Origin of the sequence: Pigmentiphaga aceris, from assembly GCF_008119665.1 — a bacterium.
Classification (GTDB): domain Bacteria; phylum Pseudomonadota; class Gammaproteobacteria; order Burkholderiales; family Burkholderiaceae_B; genus Pigmentiphaga; species Pigmentiphaga aceris.
In genome coordinates, this window is record NZ_CP043046.1 from 5,735,537 (window position 1) to 5,753,863 (window position 18,327).

The window sequence follows — 18,327 nt, forward strand, 5'->3', positions numbered from 1 at the left end:
ATGCACTTCCTTCCGCAGGAAACACCCATAGTCGAACTGCCCGCAGGTGCGACGTGGTTTCGTGTTCAACGAATCAAAGCGATCTCGGGCAGCGTCCGAAAACGCGGCTTCATTCTCCCGCCGGCGGGTATATTGGCGGCGCGTTTCGACCTCCCGGACGGCATTACTGCCTATTTGGCCGACAGTGAACCGACGGCGCTGTATGAAACGGTCTTCCGGCGCGAAGCCACGTCCTGCACACTACTGCAGCTGACAGAGCGCCAGCTTGTAGTATTCACAAATGCTAAAGCGTTAAGGCTCGCTGACCTCCGTGGGCAGGAAGAGAAATATCCCGCTCTGCATTCACTAAGATATCCGGTCACGCAAGACCTCGCGAGACGCTACCGCGTCTCTGCCCTGGACGGCATTCTGTTTACCTCTGCGCAGCATGCAACGCACCGCTGCATTTGCATATTTGAAAGCGGTATAGCGAAGATGCGACGTGGTGCCCAGATCCCGTTGGTTCAACCGGGCACGACTCGACTGCATCGCCACGTTTTAGATGCCGCTTATCGCTCCCAAGTACCCATTGTCGACACCGGCGACATTTGAGCTTCAGGCAAACCACGGCGCTCAGATCGCTTTCTTACAGCAAATCCCACACTGACTCGCCGCCTGCCCGCACCAGCATGGGTATTCGGCGATCAGCACGGCCCAAGCACCAGCGTCTGCTGCCTGCTTGCAGTCTTCCGCCAAGCCCACACCAAGTAGTCGAATTGTGCGCGCTACGCCGACGTTGGCGAAGTTGGGAGCGCTTCCACGGCGAGACGCAAGCCCATAGCCCGCAGAATCGCCGCCAAGCTGCTGAGACCAGGATTGCCCTGCGGCGACAAGGTGCGATACAGCTGTGTGGGATTTAGTTGCGCTTGCTCGGCGACCGCCTGGACACCGCCGAACGCCTCGGTCATGTGACGCAAGGCGATCAGCAGTTCCGCTTGGTCGCCGTCGGCCAGAATGCTGTTGAGCACCTCGAGCGCAAAGGCCGGATCGCCGCGATACAGCTCGGCTAGCGCCTCTTCATGAGATCTGCTTTTCATCATCCGCCCTAGCAAAATTCGTTTATAGACGAATTTGCGTAGATCGGTTTATCAAGCAAACCACGGCCCCCACACCGCCTCCTTGAACCCCACACTCACCTCGCCCCCTGCCCGAACCAGCACCGGGCGGCGCACCAACGCGGGGTATTCAGCAATCAACGCCGTCCACGCCGCCGCATCTGCCGGCTGCTTGCGGTCTTCCGCCAGGCCACGCCAGGTGGTCGAAGCGCGATTCACCAGTTTCTCCCAGCCTCCTACTTCATCCGCCCAGGCACGCAAGGTGTCGGCAGGCACCGGGTGATCGCGATAGTCGATGAATTCATGTGCCACGCCTGCGCTGTCCAGCCAGGCGCGCGCCTTCTTGCAGGTGTCGCAGTTTTTCAGCCCGTAGACCTTTACGTCCGCCATCAACCCACTCCTTGAATCAGATATTGAAGCCATGTCCGATCAGGCCTGATCAGCGGCTTTCACACGTCAGGACCATTGCCCGATGGCACAGTCTTTGCATTGAACCACCCCGTGTTAGAGAAACCGTTGCCGATTGAACCGGAGTGGTGCATCGACCGTGATTTTCCCTGAAAACCCCATCAAGGTTTCCCCGCAAAGACGGGTAGGTCCGCTTGTCCTGTTAGTTGAAAAACGCAACTATTGAAAAGTGAACCTACATGGTGCGTGACCGCATGGAATTGAACGGAGGGGCTCGGGACGTTGCAATCAACTACGTCACGTTCCGACTGGATGTGCTGACAGCGATTGCCAAGCACGATGCATCGCTGGTCTACGAGCGCGAGTGCAGCGTCAGTCTGAAGGACTTGCGCGTGCTGCGGTTCGTTGCGCTGGAACCTGGGTTGGCACAGGGACGACTCGCCAATCTCTGCTATCTGGAAAAGACCTCGACGTCGAAGATGGTGACGGCGCTGGTCAAGCGGGGTTTGCTGCGACGCAAGATCGGAACGGAAGATGCGCGTCAGGTGCGGCTGCATCTGACCGCACATGGCAAGCGTGTCGTGGATCGCTGCGAGGTGCTCGGCCGTGAGATCGAAGGCAAGATGATGTCGGTACTGAGCGAACAGGAACGCTGCGTGTTCGAACAGTGCGTGGAACGGATAACGGCCGGTCTGCTGTTGCAGCGCGAGCGTGCTGCCAGCGGAACGGAAGACCAGGATTGATTCAGTTCTTCGGCGTGCCGCAGCCCTTGCGAAGCGCCGCGTGCCCCCACCCAGGAGAAGTCGCCTAATGCTCCCAACTCGGTTTCCCACCCGGTTTTCCACCCGAACGATGAAATGCTGGCTGGCCGGTGCCGTACTGGCCGCGATGTCCAGCGTCGGTATCGCGCAGGATGCGCCCAAGGTCCTGCGCATGGTGCCGCAGGCGGATCTGAAGATTCTCGATCCGATCTGGACCACGGCGTTCATCACGCGCAACCACGGCTACATGGTGTATGACACCTTGTTCGGGGTGGATGTGGACGGCAAAGTGTCGCCGCAAATGGTCGATACCTACACCAAGAGCTCTGATGGCAAAGTGTGGACCTTCAAGCTGCGCAGCGGCCTGGCCTTCCACGACGGCGCGCCGGTGACGTCTGCCGACGTGATCCAGTCGATCAAGCGCTGGGGCACGCGCGACGGCCTGGGCCAGAAGATGATGGCCGCGCTCGACAAGTTCGAAGCCGTTGACGACAACAGCTTCACCATGACCTTCAAGACCCCCTTCGGCATGGTGCTGGAAGCGCTCAGCAAGCCCTCGTCGATGCCGCCTTTCATCATGCCCAAGCGCGTGGCCGAGACGCCTGCCGACAAACAGATCGACGACACCACCGGCTCTGGCCCGTATGTGTTCAAGAAAGACGAATTCCGCCCCGGCGAACGCATCGTCTACACCAAGAACGCCAAGTACGTGCCGCGCACCGAAACGCCGTCGGGCACGGCTGGCGGCAAGCATGTCTACATCGACCGCATGGAATGGGTGATTCTGAAAGACGCGCAAACCATGGCCAACGCCATTGCCAACGGCGAAGTCGACATGATCGAGTGGGTGCCGGCCGAGCAATACGCCCCGCTGAAAGCCAACCCGAAGATCGAACTGCTCAGTGTGCCGCCCAAGGGCTCGTTCGCGCTTCACCTGAACCGCCTGGTGCCGCCCTTCAACAACGTGAAGATCGCGCAGGCCGCCTTCATGGCCGTCAGCCAGGAAGCGCTGATGCGCGCGCAGTTGGTGCACAAAGAGCTGTACAACACCTGCACCTCGGTCTACCCCTGCGGGTCTACCTACGGCATTGAAAAGGACACGTCCTACTTCACCGGCAAGCCGCAGTTCGAGAAGGCCAAGGCGCTGCTGAAAGAAGCGGGCTACGACAACACGCCGATCGTGCTGATGTGGCCGGCCGACTTTGCGGTGATCAACAAATTCCCGCCGGTCATGGGCCAGCTGCTGCAGCAAGCGGGCTTCAAGGTCGACATGCAATCCATGGACTGGCCGTCGCTGGTCACCCGCCGCGCCTCGAAGAACCCGGTCGGCCAGGGTGGCTGGAATGCGTTCATCACCGGCTGGCAGATTGCCGACACCATGAACCCGATGTTCTTTGCGCCGATGAACGGCGGTGGCCCGGACAAGGGTTGGTTCGGCTGGCCGACCGACGAGAAGCTGGAATCGCTGAAGGGCAAGTTCCTGGAAGCCACCGACGATACCGAACGCAAATCGCTGGCTGCACAGCTTCAGAAACAAGTCTATGACGGTGCGATCTTCGCGCCCATCGGCGAGTACAAGCCCATCGTGGCAGTGCGCAAGGATGTGGTCACAGGCCTGGTTCCCGGACCCGCCATCGTGTTCTGGAATCTGAAGAAGAACTAAGACCTGGCACCCAAAAGAACTGAGTCAGACATCCTGAGCCAGACGCAAGATGCACAATGACGCACGCCCCGGCAGCCACTCAGCGGCCGGGGCGTGCACGTCTATTTGCCTGACCCTATTCACCCGAGACCACCATGAACATCTTCATCGCAGGTTTTCAGCACGAGACCAATACCTTCGCCCCCAGCCCCGCCGACTGGGCCGCCTTCAACAGCGGTGCAGCCATGCCGGCATTTGTGCGCGGCGCGGAAATGGTGGAGCGCTTCAGCGGCAAGAACATGCCCATCGGCGGTTTCATCGATGCTGCGCGTGAAGAAGGCTGGAAGCTGCTGCCGTCCGTCTGGGCGGGCGCAGCTCCCTCGGCCCATGTCACGCAAGACGCATTCGAGCGCATCACCGGCCCGATGATCGAAGACCTGAAGGCAGCCATGGAACTTGGCGTGGATGCGGTCTACCTGGACCTGCACGGCGCAGCCGTTGCCGAACACATCGACGACCCGGAAGGCGAAGTCATCGCCATGGTGCGCGCCATCGTCGGCCCCGCCACCCCCATCGTTGCCAGCCTGGACCTGCACGCCAACGTTACCCAAGGCATGCTCGATGGCCCGGACGCCATCGTGGCCTATCGCACGTATCCGCATGTGGACATGGCCGACACCGGTCGCCTGGCTGCCGAACTGCTGAAGCGGCGTATTGCACGTGGCTCGCGGGAAGTGATCCATATGCGCCGCCTGCCCTTCCTGCTGCCGCTGAACGTGCAGTCGACCATGATCGAACCTGCGGCGTCCGTCTACGATTACCTGCGCGATCTGGACACCCGTTACGGCACGGTGCTCAGCTTTGCCCCCGGTTTCCCGGCGGCCGACTTCCCCGAATGCGGCCCGGTGGTATGGGGATACGGCGACGCCGCCCTGGAAGCCGTCGAAGCCCTGTACGCACGTGTGGACCAACCGCGCTCGCAATGGCGTCTGGACTTCTTCGAACCGCGCGAAGCCGTGGAATTGGCGCTGAATCTGGCTGAAAAAGCCGACCGCCCGGTGGTCATCGCTGACACGCAGGACAACCCTGGCGCAGGCGGCGACAGCAACACCACCGGCATGCTGCACGCGCTGCTGGCCGAAGACGCCGGCAAGCGTTTCCCCGGTCAGATTGCACTGGGTCTGATGCACGACGCCGCTGCTGCTGCCGCTGCTCATGCCGCTGGTGTAGGTGCCGAGATCGAAATCGACCTGGGTACTCAAGTGCCCACCTGGGGCGGCCAGCACAGCGACGTGCCGGTACATGGCAAGTTCAAGGTATTGGCATTGGCCGACGGCCCGGTCACCATTCTTGGCCCGATGATGCACGGCGTGAAGATGCAGGTCGGCAAAAGCGCGTGCCTGGAGATCGAGGGCGTGCGTGTGGCCGTATCCACCGGCAAGAGCCAGATGCTGGACCGCGAGCTGTATCGCTTCGTGGGCATCGAGCCCGAGCAGATGAAGCTGCTGGTCAACAAAAGCTCGGTGCATTTCCGTGCGGACTTCACACCGATTGCGCATCGCATCCTGATCGCCAAAGCCCCCGGCCCGATGGCCGCCGATCCTTCTGAGCTGCCGTTCACCCGTCTGCCTGCCGACATGGCCTTGCAGCCCTGATCCGTTCCCGCCAAGCTTCCCGCTCAAGCCCAAAGAGGCCACACACGTGCCGACAGATCCGCAAAAATATCTCGACTTCATGAAGCAGCATGCCGACGAGTTTCTCGCCGTGCGCCACACCATCCACCAGAACCCGGAACTTGGTTTCGAGGAATTCGGCACCAGCGAACTGGTGGCCAGGAAGCTGGCCAGCTGGGGTTATGAAGTCGAGCGCGGCATTGGCGACACGGGCGTGGTCGGCCGCTTGCAACGTGGAAACGGCAGCCGCAGCATCGGCCTGCGTGCCGACATGGATGCATTGCCCATTCTGGAAAGCACCGGCCTGCCCTATGCCAGCAAGAAACCCGGCGTAATGCATGCCTGCGGCCACGACGGCCACACCACCATGCTGCTGGGCGCGGCAAAATACCTGGCGGAAGCGGGCGATTTTTCCGGCACCGTGAACCTGATCTTCCAACCCGCCGAAGAAGGTCGCGGCGGTGCGCTGAAAATGCTGGAACACGGCCTGTTCGACAAATACCCTTGCGACGCCATTTTCGGCATGCACAACCTGCCCGGCTACCCGCAGGGCAAGCTGATGTTCCGCGACGGTGCGACCATGGCGTCTGCCGACAAGGTGGTCATCACGCTGACCGGTGTCGGCGGCCACGGCGCCATGCCACACAAATCCGTTGATCCGGTGGTCGCCGCCGCCAGCCTGGTGATGGCATTGCAGACCATCGTGTCACGCAATGTCGATCCGCAACACATGGCGATTGTCACGGTCGGCATGTTGCACGCTGGTCAGGCCAACAACATCATTCCCGACAAGGCCGTCATGGAGTTGACCGTACGCACACTGGACCGCGACGTGCGCAAGCAGGTGGAAAAACGCATTCGCGCAATCACCGCCGCGCAGGCAGAGAGCTTCGGTGTCGAGGCACACATTCACTACGACTACGCCTTCGCCGTACTGGTCAACACGCCCGAAGAAACTGCCCTGGCACGCACGCTGGGCCGCGAGTTGATGGGTGAACAAGGCATCGACGCAAACTTCGTTGCGCAGACCGCCAGCGAAGATTTTTCCTACATGCTGGAACAACGCCCGGGCAATTACTGCTACATCGGCAACGGCGTGGGGCAGGAACATGGTTCGTGCAATGTGCATAACCCCGGCTACGACTTCAACGACGCCAACCTGCCGATCGGCTCGGCCTACTTTGCGCTGCTGGCCGAACGGTATCTGGCCGGCCAGGTTGGCAAACCCACAGAGGCGGTGCCCGCATGAGCGTCCCCGACACTCAACTCGTCAACGCCGACGCAGTCACGCTGTCGGGCTGGATTCACGGCCGCAATGTGTCGTGCCGTGATGTCATGCAAGCCTTCCTTGGCCACATCGACCGCGTCAACCCGGCCGTCAACGCCATCGTCGCCCGCCGCGACCCGGATGAACTGCTGCGCGAAGCCGAGGCCAGCGACGCCGCACTTGCGCGTGGCGACAGCATTGGCTGGATGCACGGCTTCCCGCAGGCCCCCAAAGACTTGGCAGCCGTGCGCGGCATGGTCACCAGCCAGGGCGCGGCCTTCCTGGCGCAAGATGTGCCAGCCGACGACGCCATCGGCATCGCCCGCATGCGCGAAGCCGGGTCGATCTTCATCGGCCGCACCAACACACCGGAATTCGGCTTGGGCTCACAAAGCTACAACCCGGTCTACGGCACCACCGGCAACGCCTACGACCCGTCCCTGACGGGCGGTGGCAGCAGCGGCGGCGCAGCAGTTGCGTTGGCCCTGCGCATGCTGCCGGTGGCCGATGGCAGCGACATGATGGGTTCGCTGCGCAACCCGGCCGCCTTCAACAACGTGTTTGGCTTTCGGCCCACCTTCGGCCTGGTGCCCAGCGCCAGCCCCGAACGCTTCCTGAGCCAACTGAGCACCGACGGCCCGATGGCCCGCACCGTGCCCGACCTGGCCATGCTGCTGAGCGTGCAAGCCGGCCGCGACGCGCGTGCGCCCTTCTCGCTGGACAGCGATCCCGCGCAGTTCACGCAGGAACTATCCGCAGACTGCGCCGGCAAGCGCATCGGCTGGCTGGGGGATCTGGACGGCCACCTGGCAACAGAACCCGGCGTGCTGGACCTGTGCCGCACGGGCCTGAATGCCTTCAGTGACATCGGTTGCCACATCGAAGACGCAAGCCTGGGTTTCTCGGCCGACCGGCTATGGGACAGCTGGGTCACCCTGCGCCACTTCCTGGTTGCCGGTCGCCTGGGCGGCTTCTACAACGATCCAGTCAAGCGCGCCCAACTCAAACCCGAAGCCATCTGGGAAATCGAAAACGGTTTTGCACTGACTGGCAAAGACGTCTACGCGGCCTCAACCGAACGCAGCGCCTGGTACGCGCACCTGATGGCCTTGTTCGAACGCTACGACTACCTGGTGCTGCCCTCCGCGCAGGTGTTCGCCTTCGACGCCAAACAGCACTGGCCGACCGAGATCGCCGGCCGGCAAATGGACACTTATCACCGCTGGATGGAAGTCGTGATCCCCGCCGCGCTGGGCGGTATCCCGGCGATCAGCGTGCCCGTAGGCTTTGACCCACAAGGCCGCGCAATGGGCATGCAGATTCTCGCCAAGCCGCGTGATGATCTGGCGCTGCTGCAGCTGGCGTATGCGTATGACTTGGCAACGGAGTGGGTGAAGAAGAAGGTACCGGCGGTGTTGTCGGATGCGTGAGCAGATAGCGCGTGTATTTGAAGGAAAAGCGTTTCTGCGGCCGTTGTTTTACGGATATCCGGGCGGCCTGCGTGTCGAGCTGGCCGAACCCGGCTCGTCCACCCATCAATTCCGCACGGCGCTGAATAAAAGCGTCGAGATATGCAAACACGTGTTCGGACCTGCGCCCGAGCTCGTGGTTTGCCTGAGAACGTGGGTAGAAGGAAGTGCATTTGCAGCGCGTCAGTCTCTACGCAAGCTCCGCGCGTTGGGTATTCATATTCCGAAGCAACGAGAGATTTGGATAAGCACATCCGACGACGGGTACGAGGACGAAGACGACTGGACCCCACCAGATCCCCCGGCTGATTGGGTGACCATCGCCTTTCCCATCGATATAACCATGCTTGAGCCATTGCTTTGGTCTGCATGCGCTACAGACTTCAATATCGAACCGAAAGCACCGTGCTCGGTCCATCTCATGGATTTGGCTCGCGGCGTGATGGCACTCCCCTATGACGATCGTGGCATGGATATCGTCGGGCCGAACCACGCACTGCTGTCAGAGATTTTCACCACGTACAGGCACTATTTGCTGGGCTACGACATGGAAATCATGCAGGCGACTTTCGCGCCTGAAGAAGTCGCACCGGAATAACGAGACTGTCCGCCAAGTTCGAAATTTGAAAGCGGCATCGTCGTGCTGCGCGCCAGCGCATTCACGCTGCGTTTTCTCTTGAGATCTTTCCCATCAGGAACCGCCGCACGATTCCCACCGCATACACACTCGCGACCCGCTGCAAGAACGCCCTGAAGTCCACCGACGCCGTGCTGTCGGCGCGGTCGGAAATCGTGCGCAGCACTGCGCAGGGCATCTCGTACTCGTGGCAGATCTGGGCGACGGCTGCGCCTTCCATTTCCACGCATAGAACATCCGGCAAGGCTTCAACCAGCGACGTTGCCATGCCGGCTGCGTGCACGAAGGTGTCGCCGCTGGCGATCAGGCCTTCATGCACCGCAGGCACGTCGATACCGAAGTCAGCACGGGTCGCCGCATCGATGTCGGTGGCAAGCTGTTCGGCCACGTAGGCCGCAGCGCTTTGACGCAGCAATGCATTCAGCGACGCATCGGTGTCGAAGTACGCACGGTCGAGCAAGGGGATTTCATGGCGCGGGAAAATCGGGCGCGCATCCATGTCGTGTTGGACCAGCGATGTACCCACCACCACGTCACCTACGCGCACGCCTTGCCCGATGCCGCCTGCCAAGCCAGTGAACACGATGGCATCCACCTTGAATTCGCGGATCAGTGTCACGGTGGTGGCGGCAGCAGCCACCTTGCCGATGCGGGCCAGCACCAGCACGCAGGGGTGGCCGTACAGTTCACCCACGTGATAGTCGCGCAGGCCTACGCGCTGCACGACCACATCCGGCCCCATGTCGGCCAGCAGGCCGGCGAGTTCATCGTGCATGGCGGCAAGAATGCCGAGACGGCGTGGGGAGGCTTGGGATGACATGGTGACCGGTGGCTGATGCGTGAGGCCGAATTATCCGGCAAGCGATGGGCGCTGTCCTGTGGCTGCCAGTGCCGCAATCTGAAAATAAGCGCGGCACTCACGCAACGGGCGGGCAGGTTTTGGTCGAACTCGGCGCGTACCAGGACTACCATGGAAAGAAATACGCATACACCCAGGATGACAGCGTGACCGAACGCAACCGCCACCCACATGGCGAACCGCTGCAAGCCGAGCGGAAGCAAGACGAGCAGGATGCCGCAAGCGCTTCTTCGAACGCGCCTTCAAATGCCTCCCCGGGTGGACCGCGAAATGCGGCACCGAATGTTGCACCGAACGTTCCTCCGAACATTCCCCCCAAAGCCCCCTTCACCACCTCGCGCACCCAACGGGCACGCCAGCACTGGCATGTAGCCAAGACCCGCGCATCGGGCCTGTCCGCCCCGTGGCTGATGGTCATTGCCACCCTCATGTTCGCCACCATGGGGGTCTGCGTGAAGTTGGCGTCTGCCGACTATTCCACCGGCGAGATCATGTTTTATCGCAGCGTGATCGGCATCGTGATGATGGTGTTCCTCGCGCGTTCACAAGGCATCAGCCTGGCTACGCGCGTGCCCGTCAATCACTTCTGGCGCAGCGTGACCGGCGTGGTGTCGATGTACATGTGGTTCTACAGCGTGGGCGGCCTGCCGGTGGCCACCGCGATGACGCTGAACTACATGTCTTCGGTCTGGATGGCGGTGTTCATGATCGGTGGTGCGCTGCTGTTCGGCACCAGCAAGGTCGACAAACGCATGGTCGTGTCGGTGCTGCTGGGCTTTGTGGGCGTGGCCTTGGTGCTGCAACCCACCATGGCCGAGAACCAGTGGTGGTACGGCCTGATCGGCTTGCTGTCGGGCATGATCTCCGCGACTGCATATCTGCAGGTAGGCGCGCTTGCGCGGGCCGGTGAACCAGTGACCCGCATCGTGTTCTATTTCTCGATTGCGGGCATGGTGCTGGGCTTCATCACTGCCTTGCCGGCGGGTCTGCACCCCTTGACGTTCAAGGGCGTGTTCTTGCACCTGACAGTGGGCGTGCTGGCCGGGTTTGCGCAGATTTTGCTGACCCGCGCCTACGCAATCGGTCGCACGCTGGTCAACGCCAGCCTGCAGTACCTGGGCATTGCGTTCGCCGCCATTTACGGCGTGGTGTGGTTCTCCGACCCGATGAGCACCAGCCTGTTCATCGGCATGGTGATGATCGTGGGTGCGGGCATGTGCGCGGCGATGCTGAAGAGCAAGCCAGTCAGCACCAAGAGCAGATAAGTTGCCTGACCTTACTTATTCAGCATCGCGAACCCAAGCGTGAACAGCAGTTACATCGGTGGCCGCACGCGCGACGATGACGATACGCTGGCATCCCTTCAACGATTGATGCGGCAACGCATCAGGGAGACTACGCGTCGATGAGTTACGACTTGATGGTGTTCGAACCCGCCTCTGCCCCAGCTGATCATGATGAATTCATGACTTGGTATCGGGCGCAGACGGAATGGGCAGAGGACCATGCCTACAATGATCCGAAGGTAAGCACGCCGCGCCTGAGCGCGTTCTTCCACGAGATCATCAAACAGTATCCGGCGATGAACGGGCCGTATGGCGTTGAGGAACTGGACGACGAGGATGAGGACGACGCGCTGGTGTCGGACTACACCGTCGGCCAGTCGGTGATCTACATCGCGTTTGCGTGGAGCAAGGCCGAGGGAGCCTATCCCGAGGTACTGCGTCTGGCCACCAAGCACCAGATCGGGTTCTTCGACGTGAGTTCGAACAACGAAGAAGTCTGGCTGCCGGATGGCAAGGGCGGCCTGGCGATCGTGCACAAGGCATAACGCAGCGCGCTTGCCGTCCGAACAACACTCACAAGCCCCCACCCATGCCAGATACCGCCGCGCAACACCCACCCGTCGCCCTCGTCACAGGCTCCACTTCCGGCATCGGCGCAGCAATTGCACGCCGCCTGTCGCGCGAGGGCTACGCCGTGGTGCTGCATTCGCGCAGCTCGGTCGATGTCGGGCGCGCGATGGCAGCCGAGCTGGGCCTGGCCGCCTATGTGCAGGCTGATCTGGCCATCGATGCCGATCGCATCCGACTGTTGAAGGAAGCCATTGCGGTCTGGGGCCGGCTCGATGTGCTGGTCAACAACGCGGGCATCAGCGGTGTCATTCCCCACGGTGATCTGATGGCCGCAACCCCTGCCATCTGGCAGACGCTGCATGAAGTCAACGTGGTGGCACCGTTTCGCCTGATCGCCGAGGCCGAGGCAGCCTTGCGCGAGGCGTCGCGTCGCGGGCGGCCCGGCAGCGTGGTGAACATCAGTTCGCACGCCGGTGTTCGCCCCAAGGGCGCGTCCATTCCCTATGCGGCGACCAAGGCCGCACTCAATCACATGACCAAGCTGCTGGCCTTGAGCCTGGGGCCGGATATCCGTGTGAATGCCGTGGCACCCGGCTTGGTGGACACACCGCTGACAGCAGACTGGACGGCTGCACAAACCCTGTGGCGCGAGCGTTCGCCCATGCACCGCGCAGCCAGCCCGGATGACATCGCACACGTGGTTGCCATGCTGATTTCGTCGGACTACCTGACGGGCGAAATCGTGATGTCCGACGGCGGTTTGAATTTGACCTGAAAACGGGTTTCTCCTAGGGCACGACCGGCTGCGGACAGAAACTTGTGCACTACCATGCTTGCTCCCGCTTCCGAAGGAGTAGACATGGAGCAGACCTGGCGCTGGTTCGGCCCCGCCGACCCGATTCCGCTGGCTCACATTCGCCAAGCCGGTGCCACCGGCATCGTCACTGCCCTGCACCACGTGCCATCTGGCGTGGCTTGGTCAGACGCTGAAGTCGCCGCGCGCAAACGCGAAATCGAAGCCGCTGGGCTGACCTGGTCGGTTGCCGAAAGCATCCCGACGCCGGAGTCGATCAAGCTGCGCAACGCCGACTGCGCCACAGCCATCGAAGTCTGGAAGGAATCGCTGCGCGCCTGCGCCCGCGCCGGCATCAAGACCGTCTGCTACAACTTCATGCCCGTGGTCGACTGGACCCGCACCGACCTGATGTGGCAGTTGCCGTCCACCGGCCATGCGCTGCGTTTCGACATGACCGATTTTGCGGCCTATGACTTGTTCATGCTGCGCAGGCCGGGTGCGGCGCAGTCATTCACGCCGGAGATTGCCGCTGCCGCCGAAGTGCGTTTTGCGGCCATGTCGGCCGACGACCGCACGCGGCTGGAACGCACCATCATCGCCGGCCTGCCCGGTGCTGATTTTTCCTACGACCAGACTGCGCTGCGCCAGCGCATCGACGCCTACGAGAACACCGATGCTGCAGACCTGGCGGCCAACCTGACGCATTTCCTGTCCGAAGTTGCGCCGGTTGCGCAGGCGGAAGGTGTGCACCTTGGCATTCACCCGGACGACCCACCGCTGCCGCTGTTCGGCCTGCCGCGTGTGGTGTCGACCGCCAGCGACCTGCGTCGCATTCTGGCCAGCGTGCCAGTCGATGCCAGCGGCCTGACCTTCTGCGTGGGATCGCTGGGCTCGCGCGCCGACAACCCGCTGGTCGAGATGGCGACGGAATTTGCATCACGCATCCACTTCGCGCACCTGCGCGATGTGGCACGTGAAGACGATGGCTCGTTCTACGAAGCAGACCACCTGGACGGCTCGAACGACATGGTGGGCGTCATCGACGCCCTGCTTGCAGAAGAGCGTCGCCGTGCCGCAGATGGTCACGCACAGGCGGCCATTCCCCTGCGTCCGGACCACGGTCATCTGCTGGGCGACGACGGCGACAAGCGCAGCAACCCGGGGTATTCGTACATCGGTCGCTTGAAGGGTCTGGCAGAGATACGCGGGGTGATGCGGGCACTGGATCGCGCCACGCATCGACCCTGACGCCACCGGCCCGACAGAAGCCTGATCCGGTGTTGGCATCGCGCATCGATGGCGACACCGGAATCAGCTATGTGGAAACACCCACAGCAGCCCTGCCGTCATCGACAGATAGCGCAGGAATTTCCCGATTGCCATGTACAGCGCGCAACGCGCTGCCGGCCAGCGCATCCAGCCACCGACGGCACACAAAGGATCACCCACCACGGGCAGCCAGGACAGCAGCAGGGTCTTGGGCCCCAGGCGCACCAGCCAATCGTGCATGGCGCGCCGGATGCGGTGATGTTCCGGGTGCGGGTTGTGATGCGGTCGAAGCGGAACATGGGGTTCCGTCGCATGCGCGTCAGCCCCGTCCGCATGCTCGGCATCATGCGAATGCCGCACCTTCTCCACCGCCTTGTGCGCGCCCAGCCCCATGTAATAGGTGATCATGCCGCCCGCCGTATTGCCCGCGGTCGCTACCAGCATGGCCGTCCAGAACATGTCAGGTGCCACCTTCACATAGCCGAACACCGCCGCCTCGGAGCCAATCGGCAACAAGGTGGCGGACAAGAGCGTCACGATGAAAATCGCGGACAAGCCCACACCGGGCAGCGCCACGGCTGCAAGCAGCCAGGCTATCGATTCGTTGAACCAGGTTTCCATGGGGAAGCAGTGTAGCGGTAGAGAAACGAGCATTTGTGTCAAACTTCTTGTTTCCCTTGACTGGCCGTGACATGTCCACCGACTACCTGAAACGCATCCTTACCGCCAAGGTCTACGACGTTGCCGTCGAGACCCCCCTGGAACGCGCTCCGGATTTGTCGGCACGAATTAACAACACGGTGCTGCTCAAACGGGAAGACGCGCAGGAAGTCTTCAGCTTCAAGCTGCGTGGTGCCTACAACAAAATGGCGAATCTGCCGCCCAAGCTGCTGGCACGCGGCGTGATCGCAGCATCTGCCGGCAATCACGCGCAAGGTGTGGCCCTGGCTGCCCAGCGCCTGGGCTGCCGCGCCGTGATCGTCATGCCGGTGACCACGCCGAATGTGAAGATCGACGCCGTGAAAAAGCGCGGTGCCGAAGTCGTGTTGTCCGGCGACAGCTTCACCGACGCCTACCTGCACGCGCAAACCATCCAGAAAGCACAGAAACTTACCTTCGTGCATCCGTTTGACGACCCGGACGTGATCGCCGGTCAGGGTACGGTCGGCATGGAAATCCTGCGCCAGCACCCGGGCCCCATCGACGCCATCTTCGTGGCCATCGGCGGTGGCGGGCTGATCTCGGGCGTGGCGGCCTACATCAAGCAACTGCGTCCCGAGATCAAGATCATCGGCGTGCAGACCGAGGACTCCAATGCGATGATCCGCAGCGTGCAGAAAGGACGTCGTGTGCAGTTGACGGACGTCGGCCTGTTCTCGGACGGCACGGCCGTGAAGCTTGTCGGCGCAGAAACCTTCCGCCTGACGCGCAAGTACGTGGACGACTTCGTCACCGTCGATACCGATGCCATCTGTGCCGGTATCAAGGACGTATTCCAGGACACCCGCAGCGTGCTGGAACCCGCTGGTGCCCTGGCATTGGCCGGTTTGAAGCAGTACGCCGCCGAACACAAGCTGAAAGGCAAGACGCTGATCGCGATTGCCTGCGGCGCAAACATGAACTTCGACCGCCTGCGCTTCGTGTCAGAACGCGCCGAGGTGGGTGAAGCACGCGAAGCTGTGTTCGCGGTGACCATTCCCGAAGAACGCGGCAGCTTCCGCCGCTTCTGCGAGCAGGTCGGCAACCGCAACGTCACCGAGTTCAACTACCGCATTGCCGACGCCGAGAAAGCGCACGTGTTCGTGGGTGTGCAGATCACCGCCGCCAGCGAGTCCGACAAAATCGCCGCAGGTTTCCGTCGCGCCGGATTCACAGCGTTGGACCTGACGCACGACGAGCTTGGCAAGACCCACTTGCGCCACATGGTGGGTGGCGCAACCGCGCTGGCGGAAAACGAAGTGCTGTATCGCTTCGAATTCCCTGAGCGCCCCGGTGCCTTGATGCGCTTCCTGGAATCGATGTCGCCGAACTGGAACATCAGCCTGTTCCATTATCGAAATCAGGGCGCGGATTACGGGCGCATTCTGGTTGGTATCCAGGTGCCAGCCGCTGAAAAACGCACCTTCAAGACCTTCCTGTCGGAGATCGGTTATCCGCATTGGGACGAGACGGACAACCCCGCGTATCGGCTGTTCCTGCGTTAAACGATGGTGGCAACACCCCGCGCCATTTGGCGGGGTGTTGCCGCTCATTGCACCCGCTCATTCCACCCGCTTATTCGACCGAAAACACCTTCGGCGTCGCCCGCGCGTCGCGACTCAGTTCAAACACCTTCAGCGTGCCCTTTACCTCTGGCCCCATGCCGGGGGAATTCATGGGCATGCCCGGCACGCTGATGCCGACGATTGCGGGCTTTTCCTGCAAGAGCTTGCGGATGGCCGCGACTGGCACGTGTCCTTCCACGGTGTAGCCACCAATACGCATGGTGTGGCAACTGGCCATGTGCGAAGACCCATGCTGGGACTTGATCGCCGACAGGTCGTCCTGATCGATGGCATCGACTTCAATGCCCTGCTCGCGCAAGTACGTCACATAGCTGGTGCAGCAACCGCAGGTAGACGTTTTGTACAGCACGGCAGGCGTCGCGGCATGCGCCACCGTGCCGGCAAGCAGCAGGCCGGCGAATGCAAGGCGGACAAGGTGGCGGGTACGGATGGAAGACATGGCGGACCTCGTGTTGGAAATTCGGGTTAACAACTCAGGTTGAGGCGTCAGGCTGAAAACTCAGGTTAGAAACTCAAGCCAAAAAATCAGGCAAAAAATCAGCGTGAACACCCCAGATCGGCAAACCGCTGACAGTCTGATCAGACACGCGGGTTGACGCGCAACTGCCCCATCATGCCGGCCTCTTCGTGTTCAAGAATATGGCAGTGATACATGCGCAGACCGACGTGATGCTGTGCGACCTTGATGCGCACCGTCTCGCCGGGTTCCACGTTCACGGTGTCTTTCCAGGCCACGAACGGCGCATGTTCCGTCACGCCATCCTGCCTGCGCGATACCAGCTGGAACTGCACGCCGTGCAGGTGGAAAGGATGATCCATATCGGCGTCGTTGCGGATATCCCAGTGCTCGACCAGGCCCACCGTGGTGTCGATATCGACCCGTGCCATGTCGAAGGTCTTGCCGTCGATCATGAAGCGCATGTTGCCGGTGCCGTGGCCCATGTCCTCACTCAATACCACCGTGCGCACACGCTCCGCCATGCCCAGTGCCGGCACTTCGCGCAAGGCGGTCGGCAGGGCAACCGCCGTTCCCGCAGCCAATTTCACGCCGGCCAGCGTGATCCGCACGTCCTCGGCGTCGGCCGCCATCTTGCCGCGTGAATACGGGCGTGCCACCAGCTTGGTGTTCGTGGCCGTCGTGCTGGGCGACACCACGATCTCGACGCGTTCGGCAGGAGCCAGCAGCAAGGAATTCAGCCCTGCCTGCGGGGTCTCGAACAAGCCACCGTCGGTACCCACCTGGGTAAGCGTCGTGCCTTCGAGCATCAGATCCAGATAACGCGCATTGCACGCATTCCAGATGCGCCAGCGCTCGGTCCGCGTCACGACAATGCTGGGTTCGCGCTGCCCGTTGACCAGCACAAACTGCCCTTCCCGTCCGTCCATCACGTCGTCAGCTGTGTTGGGCGGAATCGTGCCGTCCGACATCAGGCGCAGGTCGCTGATGAACAGGTGGCGTTCCGGCAGTGCGTGCAGCGGGTCTTTGGCGGCGCGCACGATGAAGGCACCTGCGAGGCCACGGAAAGCCTGTTCCGCCGTATGACCATGCGGATGCGGGTGATACCAATAGGTGCCCGCGCTGCCCACCGGCAAGGTGAAGCGGTACAGACGCGACTCGCCCGGTGCCACGACTTCGTGCGGATTGCCGTCCTGATCGGGCGGCACCGGCAAGCCGTGCCAGTGCAGGGTGGACGGCTGCGACAACCGGTTCACGAAACGGATTTCCACCGTATCGCCCTCGTGCACATCGATCACTGGCCCTGGCAAGCTGCCGTTGAAAGCCCAGACCTCGGTGCTTTCACCGTCTATCAGGCTCATGCGCACAGGTGCTGCCACCAGTTCGCCCTGAAACAGGCCGGCGCGCGTAGCGTGGTTGTGCAGTCGGGGGAGTTCGCGCAGCGTGGCACCGGCAGGCATGCGTGTGGAAGCAGCGAGTGAAACCGGCTGGGCAGTCGTGTGCGCAGTGGCCGGCGCGGCCTTTGCGCCATGTCCGGCATGAGGATTGGCAGCAGGTGCTGTCCAATGACCGGCGTGCAGCGACATCGCCTGCGACATAGCGGGCCAAAGGGCAGCACCCAGGGTCGCGGTAAGAAAACGGCGGCGTGTCGACATGAAGCTCCTGACGGGAAAAGATGACTGGCAGCGGCTGGTGGCCCACCTTGCGTGGCGAGACTGCCCCCTTGGACAAACAGGACCGGTGCGATAACCCGACATGGAACCACAATCGAATGACCAACGTGGTCGGGCCGGGTTACTGCTCAGACCATGCACACGCCGGATTGCTCCCTGCCGGGGACAGGCGTAATATACC

Annotated in this window: 18 protein-coding genes; 12 read left to right on the forward strand and 6 right to left on the reverse strand. The window is 62.0% G+C overall.

Translation table 11 applies throughout. The annotated features are described in order from the left end of the window. Nucleotides 1-591: an RES family NAD+ phosphorylase gene (locus FXN63_RS24655; protein ID WP_148818152.1), complete on the forward strand. Its 591-nt coding sequence runs from the start codon at nucleotides 1-3 to the stop codon at nucleotides 589-591. Nucleotides 592-764: 173 nt separating this feature from the next. On the opposite strand, the gene FXN63_RS24660 is transcribed toward FXN63_RS24655, so the two are convergent. After that, nucleotides 765-1,076 carry a helix-turn-helix domain-containing transcriptional regulator gene (locus FXN63_RS24660; protein WP_148819798.1) on the reverse strand — a complete coding sequence of 104 codons (312 nt, stop codon included), beginning with the start codon at nucleotides 1,074-1,076 and terminating at the stop codon, nucleotides 765-767. 51 nt (nucleotides 1,077-1,127) lie between these two features. Continuing rightward, nucleotides 1,128-1,484, reverse strand: a complete 357-nt coding sequence (locus tag FXN63_RS24665) for an arsenate reductase (protein ID WP_148818153.1) — start codon at nucleotides 1,482-1,484, stop codon at nucleotides 1,128-1,130. 272 nt (nucleotides 1,485-1,756) lie between these two features. Between FXN63_RS24665 and FXN63_RS24670 the strand changes: the two genes are divergently transcribed. The 6 genes from FXN63_RS24670 to FXN63_RS24695 all read left to right on the forward strand — a co-directional run bounded on the left by FXN63_RS24670 (nucleotide 1,757) and on the right by FXN63_RS24695 (nucleotide 8,912). Then, on the forward strand, nucleotides 1,757-2,245 hold the full coding sequence (locus tag FXN63_RS24670) for a MarR family winged helix-turn-helix transcriptional regulator (protein WP_222863968.1): 489 nt from the start codon (nucleotides 1,757-1,759) through the stop codon (nucleotides 2,243-2,245). A 109-nt stretch (nucleotides 2,246-2,354) separates the two neighbouring features. Continuing rightward, complete coding sequence (locus FXN63_RS24675) at nucleotides 2,355-3,926, forward strand: ABC transporter substrate-binding protein (protein WP_148818155.1); 1,572 nt, start codon at nucleotides 2,355-2,357, stop codon at nucleotides 3,924-3,926. A 134-nt stretch (nucleotides 3,927-4,060) separates the two neighbouring features. Beyond that, nucleotides 4,061-5,560 (forward strand): M81 family metallopeptidase, encoded by a 1,500-nt coding sequence (locus tag FXN63_RS24680; RefSeq protein ID WP_148818156.1) that lies wholly within the window; start codon nucleotides 4,061-4,063, stop codon nucleotides 5,558-5,560. 79 nt (nucleotides 5,561-5,639) lie between these two features. Beyond that, nucleotides 5,640-6,827, forward strand: a complete 1,188-nt coding sequence (locus tag FXN63_RS24685; RefSeq protein ID WP_148819800.1) for a M20 aminoacylase family protein — start codon at nucleotides 5,640-5,642, stop codon at nucleotides 6,825-6,827. Then, entirely contained in the window at nucleotides 6,824-8,275 is a 1,452-nt protein-coding gene (locus FXN63_RS24690; RefSeq protein ID WP_148818157.1) for an amidase, read from the forward strand. The genes FXN63_RS24685 and FXN63_RS24690 overlap by 4 nt, the downstream gene beginning before the upstream one ends. Next, nucleotides 8,268-8,912 carry a DUF3885 domain-containing protein gene (locus tag FXN63_RS24695; protein ID WP_148818158.1) on the forward strand — a complete coding sequence of 215 codons (645 nt, stop codon included), beginning with the start codon at nucleotides 8,268-8,270 and terminating at the stop codon, nucleotides 8,910-8,912. The genes FXN63_RS24690 and FXN63_RS24695 overlap by 8 nt, the downstream gene beginning before the upstream one ends. Nucleotides 8,913-8,973: 61 nt before the next feature. Here FXN63_RS24695 and FXN63_RS24700 read toward each other — a convergent pair whose 3' ends face one another. Beyond that, nucleotides 8,974-9,771: a 5'-methylthioadenosine/adenosylhomocysteine nucleosidase gene (locus FXN63_RS24700; protein WP_148818159.1), complete on the reverse strand. Its 798-nt coding sequence runs from the start codon at nucleotides 9,769-9,771 to the stop codon at nucleotides 8,974-8,976. Nucleotides 9,772-9,956: 185 nt separating this feature from the next. On the opposite strand from FXN63_RS24700, the gene FXN63_RS24705 reads away from it, so the two are divergent. From FXN63_RS24705 to uxuA, 4 genes are all read left to right on the forward strand, one after another. After that, nucleotides 9,957-11,075: a DMT family transporter gene (locus tag FXN63_RS24705; RefSeq protein ID WP_246164965.1), complete on the forward strand. Its 1,119-nt coding sequence runs from the start codon at nucleotides 9,957-9,959 to the stop codon at nucleotides 11,073-11,075. Nucleotides 11,076-11,215: 140 nt separating this feature from the next. Beyond that, nucleotides 11,216-11,641, forward strand: coding sequence for a hypothetical protein (locus FXN63_RS24710; RefSeq protein ID WP_148818160.1), 426 nt, complete (start codon nucleotides 11,216-11,218; stop codon nucleotides 11,639-11,641). A 44-nt stretch (nucleotides 11,642-11,685) separates the two neighbouring features. Further along, the gene (locus FXN63_RS24715; protein ID WP_148818161.1) at nucleotides 11,686-12,441 is read left to right on the forward strand and encodes an SDR family NAD(P)-dependent oxidoreductase; all 756 of its coding nucleotides are present in this window, start codon (nucleotides 11,686-11,688) and stop codon (nucleotides 12,439-12,441) included. A gap of 84 nt (nucleotides 12,442-12,525) precedes the next feature. After that, nucleotides 12,526-13,710, forward strand: coding sequence for a mannonate dehydratase (gene uxuA / locus FXN63_RS24720; RefSeq protein WP_148819803.1), 1,185 nt, complete (start codon nucleotides 12,526-12,528; stop codon nucleotides 13,708-13,710). 63 nt (nucleotides 13,711-13,773) lie between these two features. Here the strand turns inward: uxuA and FXN63_RS24725 are convergent, their stop codons facing one another. Continuing rightward, nucleotides 13,774-14,352 carry a YqaA family protein gene (locus tag FXN63_RS24725; protein WP_148818162.1) on the reverse strand — a complete coding sequence of 193 codons (579 nt, stop codon included), beginning with the start codon at nucleotides 14,350-14,352 and terminating at the stop codon, nucleotides 13,774-13,776. Nucleotides 14,353-14,423: 71 nt separating this feature from the next. On the opposite strand from FXN63_RS24725, the gene ilvA reads away from it, so the two are divergent. Then, entirely contained in the window at nucleotides 14,424-15,935 is a 1,512-nt protein-coding gene (gene ilvA, locus FXN63_RS24730; RefSeq protein WP_148818163.1) for a threonine ammonia-lyase, biosynthetic, read from the forward strand. Between the two features lie 70 nt (nucleotides 15,936-16,005). On the opposite strand, the gene FXN63_RS24735 is transcribed toward ilvA, so the two are convergent. Further along, nucleotides 16,006-16,455: a DUF411 domain-containing protein gene (locus tag FXN63_RS24735; RefSeq protein WP_148818164.1), complete on the reverse strand. Its 450-nt coding sequence runs from the start codon at nucleotides 16,453-16,455 to the stop codon at nucleotides 16,006-16,008. Nucleotides 16,456-16,595: 140 nt separating this feature from the next. After that, on the reverse strand, nucleotides 16,596-18,128 hold the full coding sequence (locus tag FXN63_RS24740; protein ID WP_148818165.1) for a multicopper oxidase family protein: 1,533 nt from the start codon (nucleotides 18,126-18,128) through the stop codon (nucleotides 16,596-16,598). Nucleotides 18,129-18,327 lie beyond the last annotated feature (199 nt).